The organism is Rhizobium zaerense (assembly GCF_051810725.1).
Lineage (GTDB): Bacteria > Pseudomonadota > Alphaproteobacteria > Rhizobiales > Rhizobiaceae > Rhizobium > Rhizobium leguminosarum_I.
Window position 1 is genome coordinate 176,778 of record NZ_JBPWQY020000003.1, and the last position, 19,244, is coordinate 196,021.

Below are 19,244 nucleotides of genomic sequence, written 5' to 3' on the forward strand. Positions count from 1 at the left end.
AAAGCCATCCGAGAAACGTCTCAATCTCGAAATAGCGTTTTGCTTGGTGGCATGGGGTAGGTGCGGAATTGGACGCGGAGCTCATAGAACGAGCGCAGGGCGGCGACCGGGAGGCCTTTGGGCAACTGGTCTCGCGCCATTATGAATTCGTCCATGCGACGGCATGGCGTTGGTCGGGCAGTTCCACTGATGCCGACGACATCGCCCAGGAGGTCTGCGTCAAGCTCGGTGCGGCGATCCGCAGCTTTCGCGGCGCCAGCCGCTTCAGGACGTGGCTCTATACTCTGACGCTCAACGCCGCCCGCGACCATAGACGCAAACTTGCACGAGAGGAGCAGACATTCCGCGCCTACGCCGCCGAGCCGCAGCCCGATGCGCCTGATGGAAATGACGACGAGTTATCGAGCGAATTATGGGCCGCCGTGCGCGCCTTGCCGGAAAGGCAGTGCGACGCCGTGCTGCTCGTTTACGGCGAAGGTCTCAGCCATTCGGCTGCTGCCGATGTCATGGGCTGCTCGGAGGCGACCGTTTCCTGGCAGGTCCATGAGGCGCGTAAGAGGCTGAAGGCCGTGCTCGGGAAGGAAGAGGTATGACCGTGGACAAGGAACTCGAAAAGCTCTCCCGCGTGACGCCGCTGGCAGCGACCCCGGAGGCGCGCACGCGTGCGCTTGCTGCGGCGATGCAGGCCTTCGACACCGCGGAAAACAATGTAGCGGTGCCCCAAGGAAATGCGAAAGGCTGGCGTCAAAGCTCCATCATCAACTGGATATGGAGCCCTGCCATGAACAAGAAATTCCTCGCCGGTTCAGCCCTTGCGACGCTGCTGGTCATTCCCGCCGCCGGTTATCTCGCGATCGAGCTGACCCGCAACGGATTGCCGATCGTCGATCAGACAGAGATCGCCGGCAACGTTTCGAAAAGTGACGCGTCGAAGCAACCGGCTGCAACCACCGGTCAGAAGCCGGTCACGGTCGCGCCACAAGCACCGGCCGGGAACAACAGCCTGGCTGAGCAATCTGTCGCTGTCGCGCAAGCCCCGCGGGACAAGGAGGCATCGGCACTCGCGAAACCCGATTCGTCGCAGACATCCGAATTCGCTGTCAACGACGTCGCCACCCTCACGAACAAGCCGGAGGGTTCTGCAACGGCACTCGGGGCGGCCAAGCGCTCGGCGCCGGCCGCTCCCGGCATCGTTCCCCAGCAGCAGTTGGCCGAACCGATGGCCGCCATTGCCCCCTCGCCTGCGCCGCCTGCGGAGGGGCGCGTCCAGATTCAGCTCGATCCCAATCGTGAGCGGTTTGCCAATGCGGCCGCCAATCCGATCAAGAGCGTTGCGACGGATCCGGTTTCCACCTTCTCTGCCGATGTCGACAGCGCGTCCTATTCCTTCGTCCGCCGGTCGTTGACCGGCGGGGCGATGCCCGATCCGCAGTCGGTTCGCGTCGAGGAGATGATCAATTATTTCCCCTATGACTGGCCGGGCCCTGACAATGCCGACCAGCCTTTCAAGGCGACCGCGACTGTCATGCCGACCCCGTGGAACCACGACACGGAATTGATGCATGTGGCGATCAAGGGTTATGACATCGCGTCGGCGACCACGCCGCATGCCAATCTGGTTTTCCTGATCGACGTGTCGGGCTCGATGGACGAGCCGGACAAGCTGCCGCTTCTCAAAAGCGCCTTCAGGCTGCTGATCAACAGGCTGAAACCCGACGATACCGTCTCGATCGTCACTTATGCCGGCAATGCCGGCACGGTTCTGGCGCCGACACGTGTGGCGGAGAAATCGAAGATCCTGTCGGCAATCGACGGACTGGAGCCCGGAGGCTCGACCGGCGGCGCCGAAGGCATCGAGGCAGCCTATGACCTTGCCAAGCAGGGCTTCGTCAAGGACGGCGTCAACCGGGTGATGCTGGCGACGGACGGCGACTTCAATGTCGGCCCGTCGAGCGACGAGGACTTGAAGCGCATCATCGAAGAGAGGCGCAAGGACGGCATCTTCCTCACCGTCCTCGGCTTCGGGCGGGGCAATCTCAACGATTCCCTGATGCAGACGCTGGCCCAGAACGGCAATGGCAGTGCTGCCTATATCGACACCTTGGCGGAGGCACAGAAGACGCTGGTCGAAGAGGCCGGATCGACGCTGTTTCCGATCGCGAGCGACGTCAAGTTCCAGGTCGAATTCAACCCGGAACGGATCGCCGAATACCGGCTGATCGGTTACGAGACGCGGGCGTTGAACCGCGAGGATTTCAACAATGACCGCGTCGATGCCGGCGATATCGGTTCCGGCCACAGCGTCACGGCGATTTACGAGATTACGCCGAAGGGAAGCCCGGCGGTGATGAATGACGACCTGCGCTATGGTGCCGCCGATAAGGCGCCGGCCGCGACCGTCGACAGCGGCCATCACGGCGAACTTGCCTTCGTCAAGATGCGCTACAAAAAGCCGGGAGAGGACAAGAGCGCGCTCATCACCACGCCTGTGAATGACAACAACGCGGTCACCACTCTCGATGCCGCGCCGCAGGATGTCCGTTTCTCGGTGGCCGTCGCAGCCTTCGGCCAGAAACTAAGCCATGTCGCGGCCGTCGACACCTATTCCTATCAGGCGATCGCCGATCTCGCCGCGGCATCGCGAGGGACGGATGCCTTCGGCTACAGGTCGGATTTCCTCGGTCTCATCAGGCTGGCGGACGGCATCAGTCAACGATGAGGCAAGAGGCACAAAAACGCACCAAACAAGAGGCCGTCCCAAAAGGGCGGCCTCTGACGAGTGATTATCCCGGTCTCGACCCGTTGGCGGTGAGATAAACAGCGTAGAGAGACGTGCTCGCGGTGATGAAGAGACGGTTCAATTTGTCTCCGCCGAAGGTGACGTTGGAGACGCCCTCGGGAATATGGATCTTGCCGATCAAAGTACCATCCGGATCGTAAGCGTGCACACCGTCGTCGGCGCTCGTCCATATTCGGCCTTTCCGGTCGACGCGAAAACCATCGAACAGGCCTGAGGTACATTCTGCGAAAACGCCGAGATCGCTCAACCTTCCCTCATTCGAGACCGCGAGCTTTCTGATGTGGCGCGGACCGCCGGGCAGATGCGTTGCCCCGGTATCGGCGACGTAGAGCAGCGTCTCATCCGGGGAGAAAGCCAGTCCATTCGGCTTGACGAAATCGGAGGTCACCTGATCGGTCGAGCCTGTTGCCGGATCATGCCGGTAGACGTGGCATCCGCCGATTTCCGCCTCGCCATAGTCGCCCTCGTAGTCGTGGAGGATGCCGTAGCTCGGGTCGGTGAACCAGATGGTCCCATCGGACTTGACGGTGACGTCGTTTGGAGAATTGAGCCGTTTACCTGCAATTTGATCGGCCAGAACGGTGATCCTGCCGTTAAAGTCCGTGCGCGTGACACGGCGCGTCAGATGCTCGCAGGTGATCAGCCGGCCCTGATTGTCGACAGTATTGCCATTCGAATTGTTGCTGGGCGAGCGGAAGACCGATGTATGCCCGCTGGTATCGTCGTAGCGCATCATGTGGTTGTTGGGGATATCCGAGAAAACCAGATACCGCCCGGCGGCAAACCAGGCCGGTCCCTCCAGCCAGCGGCCGCCGGTCCAAAGCCGCTCGACGCGGGCGTGACCGACGAAGCAGCTTTCAAAACGCGGGTCGAGAACCTCAAACCCCGTACCGTCAATTTGCCCGAACATGATGCTCCTCCGTTTTCCTCAAATTGTTATCGATATCATTTTGTCGCGTTGTGAGCGCTTCGTACAGATGCCGATATGCCGGCGTTTGCGAAAATACCCCAGGAATCCCGGTTCTTGAACTTTGGAATGGTGCATTCCTGCAATAATATCGATTGTACGATGATAGCGATAACTTTATCGTGTCTTAGGCTACCTGACTCGGAAGCTTGTTTGAAAGCGGAGACCAGTGAAAAACGAGGATGAGCCGAAAGACAAGCGTCTCAAGCCGGGAGACGCGCAAAAGCTGACGATGGCGGAGGTCGCCAAATATGTCGGCGTCTCTGCCATGACCGTTTCACGTGCCTTTCGCCAGGATGCGAGCGTTTCCGAGGAAACCCGGAAGCGCATCATGGAAGCCGTCGACGCCCTCGGCTATGTGCTCGATCTGTCTGCCGGCAGCCTTTCGTCAAGGCGGAGCGGCTTCATCGCCGCCCTGGTGCCCTCGATCAATAATTCGAATTTCTCCGACACCGCACGCGGCATGACCGATGCGCTGCAGAATACCGGCCTTCAACTCCTTCTCGGCTATACCGACTATTCGGCGGAGAAAGAGGAAGAGCTGATCGAGGCGATGCTGCGCCGCCGCCCCGAAGGCATCATCCTGACGGGTGGTTCGCACACGGCGCGCGCGCGGCGGATGCTCGTAAAAGCCGGCATTCCCGTTGTCGAGACCTGGGAACTTCCGGAAGATCCGATCAATCAGGTCGTCGGCTTTTCCAACAGTGAGGCGATGTCCCTGCTGGTGCGGACACTTGCCGGTCAAGGGTATCGGAAATTCGGTTATATCGGTGGAACGACGGCGCGCGATACGCGCGGCAGCCAGCGACGAAGCGGTTTCCAGAAGACTGTCGAAGAATTGGGCCTCGGACCGGGACGGATGATTTCCTTCGGCGTGCCGCCCATCACCATGGAACAGGGTGGCCAGGCAATCGTCAGCCTGCTGGAGCGCTGGCCGGACACGGAAGTGGTTCTCTGCGTTTCCGACCTTTCCGCTTTCGGCGCCATCATGGAATGCACGCGCCGGGGAATGAAGGTTCCGCGGGACATCGCCGTTGCCGGTTTCGGCGATTACGAGATCTCGTCCATCTGTCATCCGCGCATTACCACCATCAATGTGGATTGTTATGGCATCGGTCGCCAGGCCGCCGCCCGCCTGCTGGATACCCTCCATACAGGCGAGGCGACCGGCGATGAGATCACATTGACGGGCTACAAGGTCGTCTTGCGCGAAAGCACGGACCGCAACGGCGCGCCAACCGCTTGAGATCACAGCGCCGCGCGTCTTTTCAGATGCGCGGCGCTGTAGCACTTTGAATGGCTGCAGGGATGATGCACTCGGTCAGAAGGCGATCTGCACTTTCATGGACTTGCTGCGGTCGCCTGCCAATTCGAAGGCGGCAACGGCTTCTTCGATCCCGAAAACACCTGTCAGCAGCGGCTTCAGATCGACGCGACGCGCGTTGATCAGTTCGACGGCGAGCGCAAATTCTTCGTGAAAACGGAATGTCCCGCGCATCTCGATTTCCTTCGCCACGATCATGTTCTGCGGAATGGAAACATCGCCGCCAAGGCCGAGCTGCACGAGAATGGCGCGGGGCTTAAGCGTCTCCAGGCCCGCCCGCACCGCCCGCTCATTGCCTGACGCTTCGAATATGACATCGAAGTATCCCTTGTCGGCGCTGTAAGCCGCAAGGTCGGAAGCATGGGTGGCAACGTTGATCGTTCTATCGGCGCCGCTGGTGCGGGCAATGGCCAGGACGCTATCCGTCACGTCAGTCGCGACGATTTCGCGGGCGCCGAGGACGCGCGCCGCAACGATCGCCAACATCCCGATGGGGCCGCAACCGGTGACGAGCACCCGTTTGCCGAGCAGCGACCCGGCGCGGTTTGCCGCATGCAGTGTCACCGCAAAGGGTTCGGCAAAGGCGGCCTCGTGAATGGAAATGCCGTCCGCGACCTTATGGCACTGCCAACGCTCCGCCACCAGCCGCTGGCGAAAGCCGCCCTGAATATGCGGCATCGGCATGGCGCTGCCGTAAAACCGCATGTTGAGGCAGTGGTTTTGCTGTCCTTTCAGGCAATATTGGCAATGGTTGCACGGCCGGCTCGGGGAAACAGCAACACGGTCTCCGACGGCAAGATCGGCGACGCCGGAACCCAGCGCCTTGACCGTGCCGGCGATCTCATGGCCGAGGATCATCGGTTCGCGCAGGCGAACGGTGCCGAAACCGCCGTGATTGTAATAATGCAGGTCCGAACCGCAGATGCCGCCGGCTTCGATGGCAATCTCCACCTGCCCGGCGCCCGCAACCTCCGGCTCGCGATCTTCGATCCTCAGATCCTTGGCGGCATGAATGACGATGGCTTTCATATCGGGACCCTCACACGACGGGAGTTGGAAGCGGGCGACCTGCAAAATGCGCAGCGAGATTGTCTCTGACCAATTGGCCCATGGCCTTTCGGGTCTCGACAGTGCCAGAGCCGTGATGGGGCTGCAACACGACGTTTTGCAACGTCAGGAAACGGGCATCGATCTTGGGTTCGTTCAGGAAGACATCAAGGCCGGCCGCCTGGATGGTGCGGTCTCGAAGGGCTGCGATCAGCGCTTCTTCGTCGACGGTGGTCCCGCGGGAGACGTTGATCAAGATGCCATTCGGGCCGAGCGCCTTAAGCACCTCAGCATTGATGATCTTCATGGTCGCCTCCCCGCCGGGGACGATGACGATCAGAAAGTCGGCCCAATCCGCAAGCGCGATCAGGTCGGGCTCGTAGGTGTAGGCAACATCCGTGTGGTCATTGCGAGCGAAATAGGAGATGTCGCAGCCGAACGCGGCAGCCCTCTTGGCGATTGCCTTGCCGATCCGGCCCATGCCGACGATCCCCACCTTCTTGCCCGAGACGCGCGTCACAAGCGGCATGGCGACACTGCCCCACTGGCCGGAGCGCACAAGAACATCGGCCTGCGGAATCTGCCTTGCCGTGGCAAGCAGCAGTCCGATGGCGATATCGGCGACATCTTCGGTGAGCACATCGGGGGTATTCGTGACGCGAATGCCGTTGGCGCGGGCATAGGACAAGTCGATTGCGTCGGTGCCGACGCCGTAACAGGAGACGATTTCCAGTTTCGGCAATTGCGCCATCAGTTCCGCGGATGCTCCGAGTTCGCCGCGGGTCGCTATGGCGCGGATATCCTTGCCGACCCTGGAGATCAGCTCCTGCCGGTCTGTCGCTTCCCATAGGCAATGGATTCGGTAGGTCGCCTCCAGATCCACCATGTCCCATTCCGGATAGGCTCCGGCCATCAAGATTTCTACCTCAGGCATTCCGTTTCCATCCCGCATTTTGACAGTTGATTATGTTATCGATAACATATAATTCGGAAAAGGGATGTCAAGTGAGTTTCACCGTCAGCGGCAGCGCAAGCCGTTGCCCGCGGAGAGACCGGAGGAGTGATTTGCATGAAGAACTTGTTTGATCTTACCGGACGGCGCGCCCTGATCACCGGCTCGAGCCAGGGGATCGGCTATGCCCTGGCCGAAGGCCTGGCGCAGCATGGCGCCGAGGTGATCATCAATGGCCGCACGCCCGAAAGCGTCAAACGCGCGGTCGAGAGCCTCAAGGATCAAGGCCTGTCTGCCCATGCGGCGATCTTCGACGTGACCAGCAAAGATGCCGCTAAAGAAGGCATCGACGCGATCGAAGCTGATATCGGACCGCTCGACATCCTGATCAACAATGCCGGCATGCAGTTTCGCACGCCGCTGGAAGATTTTCCGGCGGACAAATGGGAGCTGCTGCTGACCACCAATATTTCGAGCGTGTTCTACGTCGGCCAGGCAGCGGCCAAACCCATGATCGCCCGCGGACAGGGCAAGATCATCAACATCGCCTCCGTGCAAAGCGAGCTCGCCCGTCCCGGCATTGCTCCCTACACGGCGACCAAGGGCGCGGTGCGCAATCTGACCCGCGGCATGTGCGCCGACTGGGCCAAGTACGGCCTGCAGATCAACGCGATTGCGCCGGGCTATTTCAAGACGCCGCTCAACCAGGCGCTTGTCGACAATCCCGAGTTCTCGTCCTGGCTCGAGAAGCGGACGCCGGCCGGACGCTGGGGCAATGTCGAGGAATTGGTGGGCGCCGCCGTTTTCCTGTCGGGCCGCGGCTCGTCGTTTATCAACGGGCACACGCTTTATGTCGATGGCGGCATCACGACCAGCCTCTGATAGAGACGAGACCATGGGCTTCGAGCAAAAGGCATCGCCTCTGGCCATTGTCGTCATGGGCGTCAGCGGCTGCGGCAAATCCTCGGTTGGAGAGCATATCGCCGCTCGAAACGGCATGCTGTTTCTGGAGGGCGACCAACTCCACCCCGCAGGAAATGTCGAGAAGATGGCGCAGGGCCTACCGCTTACTGACGACGACCGCCTGCCCTGGCTCGACCGGATCGGTGAGGAAATAAGGACCGCGCAAGAAACGTCGCAAGGATTGGTGATTTCCTGTTCGGCGCTGAAGAGAAGCTATCGCGACAGGCTAAGACAGGCAGCGGGCGGGCGCCTGGCCTTTGTTTTCCTCGAAGCATCCCGCGACCTGTTGCTGTCGCGGATGCAGGCTCGCCAGGGCCATTTCATGCCGGCGTCGCTGCTCGACAGCCAGCTGCAAACACTGGAGCCGCCGACCGGTGAAGCTGGTGTGGTGACGGTGGCGATCGATAATGCGTTGGATGATATTGTGGCGCTGGCTTGCCAGGAACTGAGCGGCATGGCCGTCAAGGGAGGAGATTAACATGCAGGATGACTACAGAGCAGATGTCGCCGTCATCGGTGCCGGCATCATGGGAACGGCGATCGTCACGCGATTGATCGAAACCGGGCATAAGGTATCGGTCTTCGACCTGGATACCGAAAAAGTTGCGGCTTTGGAGGCCAAGGGCGCGCGCGCGGCCGGCTCCGTGGAGGAAGCGGTCTCACGGTCGGCGTTTTGTGTGCTGAGCCTCAATCACGCAAATATCGTCCGCGCTGTCGTCTTCGGCGACAAAGGTGTTGCCGCGGCTGCAAATGCCGACAAGGTGCTGATCGACATGTCGTCGATCGACCCGGCCGACACGGCCGACATGGCGATACGGCTGCGTCGGGAAACCGGCATGGCATGGGTGGATTGCCCGCTCTCCGGTGGCGTGCCAGGTGCGCTCAGCGGACGCCTGACGATCATGGCGGGCGGCAGCGCTGGGGATTTCGAACGGGCGCGCGTGGTGATGCGGCATCTTGCCGCCAATTACACGCTGATGGGTGCATCCGGCGCGGGGCAGACGACGAAGCTGATCAATCAGCTGTTTTGCGCCGTGCTGTTTCAGGCCGTCGCGGAGGCGGTCAAGCTCGCCGAAGCCGGCGGCGTCGATCCGGCCGCCATTCCGGCTGCCCTTGCCGGCGGCAGGGCTGATAACCGGATAATGCAGGAATTCATGGCAAAATTCGCTACCCGGGATTTCTCGCCGACAGGCAGAATCGACAACATGTTGAAGGACCTGGATTCGCTTCAGGCCTTCGCGCTGAAGACTAAGACGCCATTGCCGATGACCGGCTCCGTGGTCGAGATTCACCGCCTGCTCTGCGCCGCCGGCCTCGGGCCGAAGGACTCTGCCGAGATGATGCGTCTTCTCGACGGATTTCAGGCCGGCTGACATTAATCTCGCCGAGAAATTCGAGATCGTCATCTTTCCACTTGACCATCCACAAATGTTATCGATAACATACGATCAATAACAACCGCAGCTTTGGGAGGAGCCACAGTGGAAGCCAAGAGACTGCTGGAGTTCCAGTCGATCACCAAGAGCTTCGGCGGCACGCAAGCGCTGCGGGACGTCTCGATCGACCTGCGCGAGGGGAAATCCTCGCGCTGCTGGGGGAAAACGGCGCCGGCAAATCGACGCTCATCAAGACGCTTGCGGGTATCTACAAGCCCGATAGCGGCGACATCCTTTTTCGCGGCCAGAGCTACCATCATCGTCCCCCGAAGCCGAACGAACGGCAGCCGGTTGCCTTCATCCACCAGGATCTCGGTTTGATCGAGTGGATGACGGTCGGCGAGAACATGGGCCTGTCGCAGGGTTTCTCGATGCGTCGCGGCCTGATCGATTGGAACAGGACGCAGGCGCGCGCCAAGGAAGCCTTGAAACTGGTCGGTTGCGACTTTGACCCCACCACGCGGGTTTCGGCATTGTCGCGCACCGAAAAATCGCTTGTCGCCATTGCTCGTGCGCTTGCCGTCGAAGCCGACGTGCTGGTGCTCGACGAGCCGACGGCGAGCCTTCCCGCCGATGAAGTCGATCGGTTGTTCAATGCGATCCGTCCGTTGAAGGATCGCGGAGTCGGCATGATCTACGTCTCCCACAGGCTGGACGAAATCTTCCGGATTGCCGATCGGGTCGCCGTTCTGCGCGACGGTTGCATGGTGGGACAGAAACCCGTCAGCGAGACTACCCCCGACGAGCTGGTGACGATGATCATCGGCCGCAGCGGCGACAGCCTATTTTCCAAGACGGCGATCACGCCCGGCAAGGCGATCGTCGAGGTCCGCGATCTCGTCTGCGCCGGCACAGGCCCGATATCCTTCGATATCCGCGAGGGCGAGCTTCTGGGACTGGCTGGATTGCGCGGCGCCGGTCAGGAACGGATCGGCCGCGCCCTGTTCGGTTGCGAGCCCTTCAACGGCTCGGTTCTGCTGCATGACGAGGCCCCCGACCTTTCCAGCCCGCGGCGGGCCATGGCATCGGGCATCGGCTTGATCGCCCGTGACCGGACGGAGGAATCCGTGGCGCTCTCACTTTCCATTCGGGAAAATACCTACCTTAATCCGGGAGCCGTCGGGCGTGGGCTCTTGTCCTTCCTGTCGCCGCGCGGCGAAGCCGATCTTGCCCATAAGATCGGTCATTCCGTCGGCCTGCGGCCGAATGACCCGGATCTGCCGGTAGAGGCACTGTCGGGCGGCAATCAGCAGAAGGTGGTCGTCGGCCGCTGGCTGGCGACCGGCCGCAAGCTGCTGGTCGCCGAAGATCCGACCGCCGGCGTCGATATCGGAGCGCGTGCGGAGATCTACCGTCTGATCACCCAGGCGCTCGAGGCCGGCCTCGCGGTTGTCGTGGTGTCGACCGACTTCGAGGAAATCGCCCATATCTGCCACCGCGCGCTGGTTTTCTCGCGCGGCAAAATCGTCAGCGAACTGACTGGAAGCGCTCTGACGACGGAGGCGGTCATCACGGCCGCATCCGCATCGGAAGCCGCTTGAGCCATCGGGAGAACAGCCATGCAATCCATTGAATCCACGGCGCTGGAACCGACCAAGAGCGAAATGGCCGGTCTGTCCACTGGACAGAAAATCGGACGCCTGATCCCGGTCTACGGGCTGGTGATCCTGACCGTCGGCCTGATCGTGATCTTCTCGATCCTTCTGCCCGATACTTTCCCGACGCTGTTGAATGTCCGCTCGATCGTGTCCGACAAGGCCATCATCGCGCTTCTGTCGCTGGCTGCGATGATCCCGATGGCATCGGGCCGCATCGATCTGACCGTCGGCTATGGCATCGTGCTCTGGCACATTCTCGCCATCAGCCTGCAAACGGCCTACGGCCTGCCCTGGCCTGTCGCAGTCGTCATCGTGCTCGCGCTGGGCGTTCTTACCGGCTTCATCAACGGCCTGCTGGTCGAGGTTGCGAAGATCGACAGCTTCATCGCGACGCTCGGCACCGGAACGGTCCTCTATGCGCTGGCCCTCTGGCACACCGGCGGCCGACAGGTGGTCGGTGTCCTGCCGGAGGGATTCTATGCGCTGAACGGCACCATGCTGTTCGGCCTGCCGATCACCGGCTTCTACGTGCTGCTGGTCGCCATCTGTATGTGGATCGTGCTCGAATACCTGCCGATCGGCCGTTACCTCTACGCCATCGGCGCCAATCCGAAGGCGGCCGCCCTCAATGGCATTCCGGTCCGCAAATTCGTGATCGGCGCCTTCGTCACCTCGGGGCTGCTTGCAGCTCTGACCGGGGTCCTTCTCGCCTCGAAGCTGCGGATCGGCCAGGCAAGCGTCGGGCTCGAATATCTGCTGCCGGCGCTTGTCGGCGCGTTCCTCGGATCGACGACGATCAAGCCGGGCCGGGTGAACGTCTGGGGCACCTTGATCGGCGTCATCATCCTGGCGGTCGGAATATCAGGAATTCAGCAATTCGGCGGGTCGTTCTTCGTCGAACCGCTGTTCAACGGCGTCACCTTGCTGATTGCCATCGGCATAGCAGGCTACGCCCAGCGCAAGCGCGGAGCTGTGAGGAGGATCACACCCGCATCCAAATGAGGATGCCGGCCCATCCCGGCATTTCACAACAAACAAAATGGAGGAGTGAACATGAAGCGCAGAACATTATTGCAGGCAACGGTCGCAACCGTTGCCGTTATGCTCAGCATGCCGGCATTGGCCGATTCAATGGCTGACGCCAAGGCCGTGGTCGAAAAATATGCTTCGAAAGTGAGCGCCTGGGATGGCCCGACGAGCGGCCCCAAGGGCGCTGCCGGAAAGAACATCGTCATTCTGGCCGCCGATATGAAGAACGGCGGCATCCTCGGCGTGGTCAATGGCGTTCAGGAGGCGGCAGGCGCGCTCGGCTGGACGGTGAAGGCGCTTGACGGCGCCGGTTCGATCGGCGGGCGCACCGCGGCGTTCGGCCAGGCCATGGCGCTGAAGCCGGATGGCATCATCATCAACGGCTTTGACGCGGTCGAGCAGAAGCCCGCGATGGAAGCAGCCAAGGCTGCCGGCATTCCGATGGTTTCCTGGCACGCTGCCTCGGCGGTCGGTCCGGTTCCCGACGTCGGTGTCTTCGCAAACGTGACCACCGATGCGATGGAAGTGTCGAAGTCGGCGGCGGACTGGGCCTTTGCCGATGCCGGCGGCAAGCCGGGCGTCATCATCTTTACCGATTCCACCTATGCGATCGCGATTGCCAAGGCCGATCGCATGAAGAAGGAGATCGAGGATCTCGGTGGCACGGTGCTCGAATATGTCGACACGCCGATCGCCGAAACCTCTCAGCGCATGCCGCAGCTGACCACATCGCTTCTGCAGAAGTATGGCGCGAAGTGGACGCATTCGCTGGCGATTAACGACCTCTATTACGACTTCATGGGACCTTCGCTCGCCTCGGCCGGCATTGCCGGCGACGGAAAACCGGTGAACGTCGCAGCCGGCGACGGTTCGGAGAGCGCCTATCAGCGTATCCGCGCCAAGCAATTCCAGGCCGTCACGGTCGCCGAGCCGCTCAACCTCCAGGGCTGGCAGCTCGTCGACGAATTGAACCGCGCCTTTGCGAAAGCTCCATGGTCCGGCTACGTGTCGCCGCTCCATGTGGTGACCAGTGAGAACGTCGAGTTTGACGGTGGACCGAAGAACAGCTTCGATCCCGACAACGGCTATCGCGATCAATACAAGAAAATCTGGGGCAAATAACCCTTTCCGATCGGGGCGTATCGATCGGTACGCCCCGATCTCACGACAACACTCCAACATCGATCCAGCTCCGGCGAGTTTTGGAAAAGAGAACCTATGATCATTCGTTATGCTTTGTTTGAAGGCGAAATCCATCCCGGTAAAGAAGGGGAATTCCGCGAATTCGTGCGGCAGCGGCTCGTCCCTCTCTGGACGAAATTTCCAGGCGCCGAGGAAATCCGGGTGCTGGACGGGATGGAGCGCGACGAAGGCGCCCCGATCTATGCCATGGCGCTCGCCATTCGCTATCCCGACATGGATGCAGTGAACGCGGCACTTCTCTCCGATGTGCGGTCGCAGAGCCGTGAGGTCACCGGCGAACTCCTGCAGCTCTTTACTGGCAAGGTGCATCATCACGTCTTCTCGGCCAACGAATACGCGCCGCATAGCGCCTGACACAAGGCGATCCCGACGTCCGCGACGGCTTGGCGTCTGAAGGGCGGTCACTGCGGTTTGCTGCCAAGCCTTTATCAAGAGCAGGGTTAAACAAGGCCCCGTAAAGCGCCGTGGACGAACGTCCCAGGCGCTTTTTTCACGCCTGGATACATCGACTCTCGTGCCGACGCGCCGGATGCGATCGTTCCGGTTGCCCGACTTTTGAGGACATTTTTCCCTCAGCGCCACTTTCATTAAACTAAATAGTCTATCGATTTGGTGGATTATATTCCATCTTACCGTGCATCGCTCCTGCAATCAGCAATCGGAAACGGGAAGATCGACGATGACATTGGCAAAGACATTCAAAATTGCGTTGTTCAGTCTGCTTGGTCTCAGTGCCATTCACGGTGCGGCGGCTGCCCAGGCAGACGCTCCCCTGCTTCCCAAAGTGCCGCCGGGCACGGTGCTGACGATCGGCGATCCGGTCACGCAGAAAGCGCTCGAAGTGTCGGGCCTCGGCAAGGAGCTCAGTTTCGAGGTCAAATGGGCCAATATCAGCGGCGGGCCGCAGACGTCGGAAGCTTTCCGCGCCCATGCGCTCGATGTCGGATCGGTGGCCGAGATCCCCTCGATCTTCGCCAACTGGAACAATCTGCCCGTCCGCAACATCGCCTATCGCGAACGCCGTGACCCGATCGCCAATCCCATCTACCGCTTCGGCATCGCGCCAGGCGCGGCCGTCAAGACGCTCACGGATTTCCGCGGCAAACGCATCGCCTTCAGCCCGGGTCAGGCCCAGGGCACGCTGGTTCTGCGTGCCCTCCATGCCGCAGGCTTGAAGAGCGGCGATGTCACTCTGGTGGAACTGCCGAGCACCAGCGACGTCTACCCGAAGGCATTGGCGAGCAAGCAGGTCGATATCGCGCCGCTCGGCGGCGTCTACATCAGGCGCTACATCACCCAATACGGACCTGATGGCGCCACCCTCGTGGAGCATGGCCTGCGCGACGATCCGAGCCATCTCTATGCGCCGCAATGGGTTCTGGACGATCCCGCCAAGGCGGCAGCTCTCGCCGAATATGTCGGTCTGTGGGCACGCGCCACCGAATGGGTGAACCGGAACCCGGACCTCTGGATCAAGGAATATTACGTTGGCCAGCAGGGCCTCAGCCAGGAGGACGGGGAATATCTCGTCAAGCTGACCGGCGAACAGATCGTTCCCAGCGATTGGAGCGAAGTGAAGAAGCGTCACCAGGAAACCATCGACCTGCTGGCAGACGAGCTCGGCTACAAGCCCCTCAATGTGGAGCAGATTTTCGACAATCGCTTCGAGAAGCTCGGCGCTGCGGCTTTGGCCAAGAGCCAGTAACGCTCGACACCCCTTCGGAGAGGAGATTTGAAGCATGGCAACCACTTGGGATGCAGATGAGGCGAAACTGTCGCGGTCGTCCGGCGGTCGAATTGTGAGGGCAGGTTCTCGCCTCGTAAAACCGGCTGGCTCCACTGGTCCCCGTGCCCGGCGCAGGTTAGGCCCCGGACCGGCGATCCCTTTCGGATTGCAGATCGGGCCGGCATTGCTCGTCTTGACCTGGGTCGTTGGCTCGGCGCTCGGATGGATCGACCCGCGGATCCTGTCGGCGCCGTGGACGGTGGTCGAGGCTTTCGTAAGGCTCATCGAGCAGGGTCGCCTGCAGGATAACTTCGTGACATCGGCGACACGCGCCCTGCTCGGCCTTAGCATCGGTTTGCTGATCGGCACGGTCCTAGCGGTGATCGCCGGCCTTTCCCGGATCGGCGAAGCCCTGATCGACGGGCCGGTCCAGATCAAGCGCGCGATACCGACGCTGGCCCTGATCCCCTTGCTGATTCTGTGGTTCGGCATCGGCGAGAGCATGAAGGTTACGACCATCGCGCTGGCCGTAATCGTGCCTATTTATATCCACACCCACAACGCGCTCCGCAGCATCGACAGCCGTTATGTCGAACTGGCCGAAACCCTGCGGATGAGCCAGAAGGACTTCATCCTTCAGGTCGTGCTGCCTGGTGCCTTGCCGGGTTTCCTTCTGGGTCTGCGGTTTGCCGTCACCCTCTGCTGGGTTTCTCTCGTCGTGGTCGAGCAGATCAACGCCACTAGCGGGCTCGGTTACATGATCGATCTTGCCCGAAATTACGGGCAGACCGAGGTCATTCTCGTCGGCCTGGTGGTCTATGTGCTGCTGGGTCTCGTCTCGGACGGTCTCGTCCGCCTCATCGAACGGAGGGCCCTCTCATGGCGCCGCACCCTGGCAAACTGAACCCCGCAAACAAAGCCGTCCACGTGCGAGATCTCGCACGGCGGTTTGCGATGAAGACGATCCTCGACGGCGTCGATCTCGATATCGAGGCAGGCGAGTTCGTAGCCCTGCTTGGCCGCAGTGGCTCCGGCAAAAGCACGTTCCTCAGGGCTCTTGCCGGTCTGGATCACGGTGTCGAGGGAACCGGCACCCTCGAGACGCCGGAGAGCCTTTCGGTGGTTTTCCAGGACGCCCGTCTGCTGCCCTGGCGCACCGTCATTCAGAACGTCACGCTCGGCTTGACCGGCGTCTCCGGCCAGGAAGCCGGACGGAAGGCTTTGGCGGAAGTAGGACTTGCAGACCGGGAAACGGCGTGGCCGAACCAGCTTTCGGGTGGCGAGCAGCAGAGGGTCGCTCTTGCCCGTTCGCTGGTGCGCGAACCGGCCCTGCTTCTCGCCGATGAGCCGTTCGGCGCGCTCGACGCGCTGACCCGGCTGAAAATGCACGATCTGCTGCGGGAGTTGTGCGCCAGACACCGTCCTGCCGTGCTGCTCGTCACCCACGACGTCGATGAGGCGATTTCGCTGGCCGACCGCATACTGGTTCTCGATGAAGGCCGCCTCATCGAGGATCTCAGGATCGATCTGCCGACGCCGCGCGATCACGGCGATCCGCGCTTTACGCAATTTCGCATCCACCTCCTCAGCCGGCTCGGGGTCGAGCTTCCGGGCCGCAAGGCCGCCTGACATCAGCAACCGTTCAATTTGATCTGGGGATAAGCCAATGAGCACATCGAAACGGCAAATGCGGCTTGGCGCATTCATCATGGCGACGGGCCATCATATTGCCGCCTGGCGCCATCCGGAGGCGCAGGCCGATGCCGGCCTCAATATCGATCACTACCGCGAGCTCGCGCAGACCGCCGAACGCGGCAAATTCGATCTCGTCTTCGTCGCCGACAGTCCGGCGGGATGGGACCGCGCCAAAGACCCGGAAGCGCTTCGCCGCACCGCTCAGGGCGCGCATTTCGAGCCGCTGACCCTTTGGGCGGCCCTCTCGCAGGTGACCAAACATATCGGCTTCGTCGCCACGGCATCGACGACCTACGAGGACCCTTACCTTCTCGCCCGCAGATTTGCGTCGCTGGACTATATCTCCAAGGGTCGTGCGGCATGGAACGTCGTCACGACAGGTGCGGATGTTTCGAAGAATTTTTCAATCGCAGGCCATCCCGCCCATGCCGATCGTTACGAGCGGGCCGAGGAATTCGTCGACCTGGTGAAGGGCTTGTGGGATTCCTACGAGGACGATGCCTTCATCCGCGACAAGGAAAGCGGGGTCTATCTCGATCCCGACAAGGTGCATCTCGTCGATCACAAGGGCAAATTCTTCTCGGTGGCCGGTCCGCTCAACGTCGGCCGTCCGCTGCAGGGCTATCCTGTCATCGTGCAGGCCGGCGCATCGGAACCGGGTCGCGAACTTGCCGCCCGCACGGCCGAAATGATCTTTACCGCCAACCAGACCTTCGAGGATGCGCAGGAATTCTATTCCGACGTCAAAGGGCGGCTCGCCCGCTACGGACGCCGGCCGGACGAACTGCTGATCAGTCCCGGCATATTCCCCGTTCTCGGCGGGACGGAAACGGAAGCCCAGGCGAACTACGACTATATCCAATCGCTGGTTCATCCCTCCATCGCCTGGAATATCCTTGCCCGCCACTACAAGGGCGTCGACCTTTCCGGCTACTCGCTGGATGATCCCGCCCCTCCCCTGCCTGATAATACCGAACTCAACAAGAGCCGCCTCAAGCTGGTTTCCGACCTGGTATCACGCAACAATTTGACGCTACGCCAATTCTATCTGGCGGTCGCCACCGCTCGCGGCCATCGAACGGTTGTGGGAACACCCGAGCAGATCGCCGATGCGATGCAGAGCTGGTTCGAAAACGGTGCCGCCGACGCCTTCAACATCATGCCGCCGATCCTGCCCACCGCCTTGACCGATTTCGTCGATCAGGTCGTCCCGATCCTGCGCAAGCGCGGCCTGTTCCGGCACGAATACGAAGGCACGACGCTGCGGGAGAATCTTGGCCTCCAACGCCCGCCGAATGGCTTTGTGGTTCGGGCAGGGCAGCAGGTGCAGGCGGCAGTATAATTTCCCGGGGGGATTTCCCCCGGTTTCCTTGTTCCAATCACACAGAACTGCAGCATCGCATGAGCAATGATTCCGAATTTCTCTGGTATATTCCGAACGACATCAAAGCCGGTCATCGCGGCGATTCCGCCGTCGAGAACCACAACAGCCTGGATACGCTGACCAGCCACGCAAGGGCGTTGGAGGAACATGGCTGGAAGGGGGCGCTCATCGGCACCGGTTGGGGCCGCCCCGACACGTTTACCGTCGCGGCCTCGCTCGCCGCCCGGACCACCACTTTCGAGCCGCTCATTGCGATCCGCCCAGGCTATTGGCGACCGGCGAACTTCGCTTCCGCGGCGGCGACGCTGGACCATCTGACCGGCGGCCGCGTGCGGATCAACATCGTGTCGGGCAAGGACAACCTGGCTGCCTACGGCGACAGCGAGGGAGATCAGGCACACCGTTATGCCAGGACCAAGGAGTTCATGCGGCTGGTCCGCAGATTGTGGACCGAAGACAACGTCACATTCGGGGGCGAGCACTTCCGGGTCGCTGACTCCACCGTGGTGCCGCACATCCAGGTCCGCGGCGACCGTTGGCACCCCAAATTCTATTTTGGCGGTGCTTCGGAGGCGGCAGAGCGGGTGGCCGCCACGGAGGCCGATGTCCAGCTTTTCTGGGGTGAACCGATCGACGGTGTCCGCGAACGGATCGCGCGGCTCAAGGCGTTGAGCCGGGAACTGGACCGCGACCTCCCGCCGCTGGAATTCGGCCTGCGGATAACGACGCTGGTCCGCGACACCACCGAACAGGCCTGGACCGACGCCGAGGCGAAGGTCGCCGAGATGGCCAGAAGCAAGGGTGCGGGCTGGCATGATCACCAACGCGCGCAGGCCGTCGGCCAGCAGCGGCTGCTCGATCTGCATGAGCGCGGCGACGTCCTCGACGACAACCTCTATACCGCGCCGGGCAAGTTCGGCGGCGGCGGCGCCGGCACCACCTGGCTGGTCGGGTCGGCGGAAGACGTCGCCCGCTCGCTGCGCAAATATCAGGATCTCGGCATCACCCATTTCGTGCTGTCCGACACGCCCTATCTCTCCGAGATCAAGCGGCAGGGCGATCAGCTTCTTCCGCTGCTGCGCGGCTGAAGCCAGAGAAGCCGCGCTCCGGCACCGCAGCT

Annotated in this window: 17 protein-coding genes and 1 pseudogene; 15 read left to right on the forward strand and 3 right to left on the reverse strand. The window is 61.5% G+C overall.

Features of this window, described 5'->3' with window-relative positions:
• Positions 1-68 precede the first annotated feature (68 nt).
• Complete coding sequence (locus tag ACS4RR_RS27230) at positions 69-593, forward strand: RNA polymerase sigma factor (protein ID WP_026154620.1); 525 nt, start codon at positions 69-71, stop codon at positions 591-593.
• Positions 590-2,719 carry a vWA domain-containing protein gene (locus ACS4RR_RS27235; protein ID WP_456190385.1) on the forward strand — a complete coding sequence of 710 codons (2,130 nt, stop codon included), beginning with the start codon at positions 590-592 and terminating at the stop codon, positions 2,717-2,719. Before ACS4RR_RS27230 ends, ACS4RR_RS27235 begins: the two co-directional genes overlap by 4 nt.
• A 64-nt stretch (positions 2,720-2,783) precedes the next feature.
• Here ACS4RR_RS27235 and ACS4RR_RS27240 read toward each other — a convergent pair whose 3' ends face one another.
• A complete protein-coding gene (locus tag ACS4RR_RS27240; protein ID WP_456190386.1) occupies positions 2,784-3,710 on the reverse strand; it encodes an SMP-30/gluconolactonase/LRE family protein in 927 nt (308 codons plus the stop codon).
• A 226-nt stretch (positions 3,711-3,936) separates the two neighbouring features.
• On the opposite strand from ACS4RR_RS27240, the gene ACS4RR_RS27245 reads away from it, so the two are divergent.
• Entirely contained in the window at positions 3,937-5,013 is a 1,077-nt protein-coding gene (locus ACS4RR_RS27245) for a LacI family DNA-binding transcriptional regulator (RefSeq protein ID WP_018070702.1), read from the forward strand.
• 75 nt (positions 5,014-5,088) lie between these two features.
• Here the strand turns inward: ACS4RR_RS27245 and ACS4RR_RS27250 are convergent, their stop codons facing one another.
• Together ACS4RR_RS27250 and ACS4RR_RS27255 are read right to left on the reverse strand one after the other, a co-directional pair.
• Positions 5,089-6,120, reverse strand: coding sequence for an L-idonate 5-dehydrogenase (locus ACS4RR_RS27250; protein ID WP_456190387.1), 1,032 nt, complete (start codon positions 6,118-6,120; stop codon positions 5,089-5,091).
• A gap of 10 nt (positions 6,121-6,130) precedes the next feature.
• Positions 6,131-7,072, reverse strand: a complete 942-nt coding sequence (locus ACS4RR_RS27255; protein ID WP_456190388.1) for a 2-hydroxyacid dehydrogenase — start codon at positions 7,070-7,072, stop codon at positions 6,131-6,133.
• A 135-nt stretch (positions 7,073-7,207) separates the two neighbouring features.
• Here ACS4RR_RS27255 and ACS4RR_RS27260 point away from each other — a divergent pair, with 135 nt between their 5' ends.
• The 12 genes and pseudogenes from ACS4RR_RS27260 (at position 7,208) to ACS4RR_RS27315 (ending at position 19,212) form a co-directional block, all read left to right on the forward strand.
• Positions 7,208-7,972, forward strand: a complete 765-nt coding sequence (locus ACS4RR_RS27260; RefSeq protein ID WP_017968674.1) for an SDR family oxidoreductase — start codon at positions 7,208-7,210, stop codon at positions 7,970-7,972.
• 13 nt (positions 7,973-7,985) lie between these two features.
• Positions 7,986-8,531 carry a gluconokinase gene (locus tag ACS4RR_RS27265; RefSeq protein WP_456190389.1) on the forward strand — a complete coding sequence of 182 codons (546 nt, stop codon included), beginning with the start codon at positions 7,986-7,988 and terminating at the stop codon, positions 8,529-8,531.
• Position 8,532: 1 nt separating this feature from the next.
• On the forward strand, positions 8,533-9,426 hold the full coding sequence (locus tag ACS4RR_RS27270; RefSeq protein ID WP_222384865.1) for an NAD(P)-dependent oxidoreductase: 894 nt from the start codon (positions 8,533-8,535) through the stop codon (positions 9,424-9,426).
• A 108-nt stretch (positions 9,427-9,534) separates the two neighbouring features.
• A pseudogene (locus tag ACS4RR_RS27275) lies at positions 9,535-11,030 on the forward strand (sugar ABC transporter ATP-binding protein).
• Positions 11,031-11,048: 18 nt separating this feature from the next.
• On the forward strand, positions 11,049-12,089 hold the full coding sequence (locus ACS4RR_RS27280) for an ABC transporter permease (protein ID WP_170260085.1): 1,041 nt from the start codon (positions 11,049-11,051) through the stop codon (positions 12,087-12,089).
• Between the two features lie 51 nt (positions 12,090-12,140).
• Complete coding sequence (locus ACS4RR_RS27285; RefSeq protein ID WP_222280596.1) at positions 12,141-13,238, forward strand: ABC transporter substrate-binding protein; 1,098 nt, start codon at positions 12,141-12,143, stop codon at positions 13,236-13,238.
• Between the two features lie 96 nt (positions 13,239-13,334).
• The gene (locus ACS4RR_RS27290) at positions 13,335-13,673 is read left to right on the forward strand and encodes a hypothetical protein (protein ID WP_222280595.1); all 339 of its coding nucleotides are present in this window, start codon (positions 13,335-13,337) and stop codon (positions 13,671-13,673) included.
• A gap of 325 nt (positions 13,674-13,998) precedes the next feature.
• Positions 13,999-15,024, forward strand: a complete 1,026-nt coding sequence (locus tag ACS4RR_RS27295) for an ABC transporter substrate-binding protein (protein WP_456190390.1) — start codon at positions 13,999-14,001, stop codon at positions 15,022-15,024.
• Between the two features lie 34 nt (positions 15,025-15,058).
• On the forward strand, positions 15,059-15,949 hold the full coding sequence (locus ACS4RR_RS27300; RefSeq protein WP_456190391.1) for an ABC transporter permease: 891 nt from the start codon (positions 15,059-15,061) through the stop codon (positions 15,947-15,949).
• Positions 15,925-16,674 (forward strand): ABC transporter ATP-binding protein, encoded by a 750-nt coding sequence (locus ACS4RR_RS27305; protein WP_456190392.1) that lies wholly within the window; start codon positions 15,925-15,927, stop codon positions 16,672-16,674. Before ACS4RR_RS27300 ends, ACS4RR_RS27305 begins: the two co-directional genes overlap by 25 nt.
• A gap of 37 nt (positions 16,675-16,711) precedes the next feature.
• Positions 16,712-18,082 (forward strand): LLM class flavin-dependent oxidoreductase, encoded by a 1,371-nt coding sequence (locus ACS4RR_RS27310; protein ID WP_456190393.1) that lies wholly within the window; start codon positions 16,712-16,714, stop codon positions 18,080-18,082.
• Positions 18,083-18,141: 59 nt separating this feature from the next.
• Positions 18,142-19,212 (forward strand): LLM class flavin-dependent oxidoreductase, encoded by a 1,071-nt coding sequence (locus ACS4RR_RS27315; RefSeq protein ID WP_260112031.1) that lies wholly within the window; start codon positions 18,142-18,144, stop codon positions 19,210-19,212.
• Positions 19,213-19,244: the final 32 nt, after the last annotated feature.

Coding starts and splice junctions, on each gene's coding strand:
- ACS4RR_RS27235 (WP_456190385.1), top strand. CDS start 590: ATGACCGTGGACAAGGAACTCGAAAAGCTCTCCCGCGTGACGCCGCTG.
- ACS4RR_RS27240 (WP_456190386.1), bottom strand. CDS start 3,710: ATGTTCGGGCAAATTGACGGTACGGGGTTTGAGGTTCTCGACCCGCGT.
- ACS4RR_RS27250 (WP_456190387.1), bottom strand. CDS start 6,120: ATGAAAGCCATCGTCATTCATGCCGCCAAGGATCTGAGGATCGAAGAT.
- ACS4RR_RS27255 (WP_456190388.1), bottom strand. CDS start 7,072: ATGCCTGAGGTAGAAATCTTGATGGCCGGAGCCTATCCGGAATGGGAC.
- ACS4RR_RS27260 (WP_017968674.1), top strand. CDS start 7,208: ATGAAGAACTTGTTTGATCTTACCGGACGGCGCGCCCTGATCACCGGC.
- ACS4RR_RS27265 (WP_456190389.1), top strand. CDS start 7,986: ATGGGCTTCGAGCAAAAGGCATCGCCTCTGGCCATTGTCGTCATGGGC.
- ACS4RR_RS27270 (WP_222384865.1), top strand. CDS start 8,533: ATGCAGGATGACTACAGAGCAGATGTCGCCGTCATCGGTGCCGGCATC.
- ACS4RR_RS27280 (WP_170260085.1), top strand. CDS start 11,049: ATGCAATCCATTGAATCCACGGCGCTGGAACCGACCAAGAGCGAAATG.
- ACS4RR_RS27285 (WP_222280596.1), top strand. CDS start 12,141: ATGAAGCGCAGAACATTATTGCAGGCAACGGTCGCAACCGTTGCCGTT.
- ACS4RR_RS27290 (WP_222280595.1), top strand. CDS start 13,335: ATGATCATTCGTTATGCTTTGTTTGAAGGCGAAATCCATCCCGGTAAA.
- ACS4RR_RS27295 (WP_456190390.1), top strand. CDS start 13,999: ATGACATTGGCAAAGACATTCAAAATTGCGTTGTTCAGTCTGCTTGGT.
- ACS4RR_RS27300 (WP_456190391.1), top strand. CDS start 15,059: ATGGCAACCACTTGGGATGCAGATGAGGCGAAACTGTCGCGGTCGTCC.
- ACS4RR_RS27305 (WP_456190392.1), top strand. CDS start 15,925: ATGGCGCCGCACCCTGGCAAACTGAACCCCGCAAACAAAGCCGTCCAC.
- ACS4RR_RS27310 (WP_456190393.1), top strand. CDS start 16,712: ATGAGCACATCGAAACGGCAAATGCGGCTTGGCGCATTCATCATGGCG.
- ACS4RR_RS27315 (WP_260112031.1), top strand. CDS start 18,142: ATGAGCAATGATTCCGAATTTCTCTGGTATATTCCGAACGACATCAAA.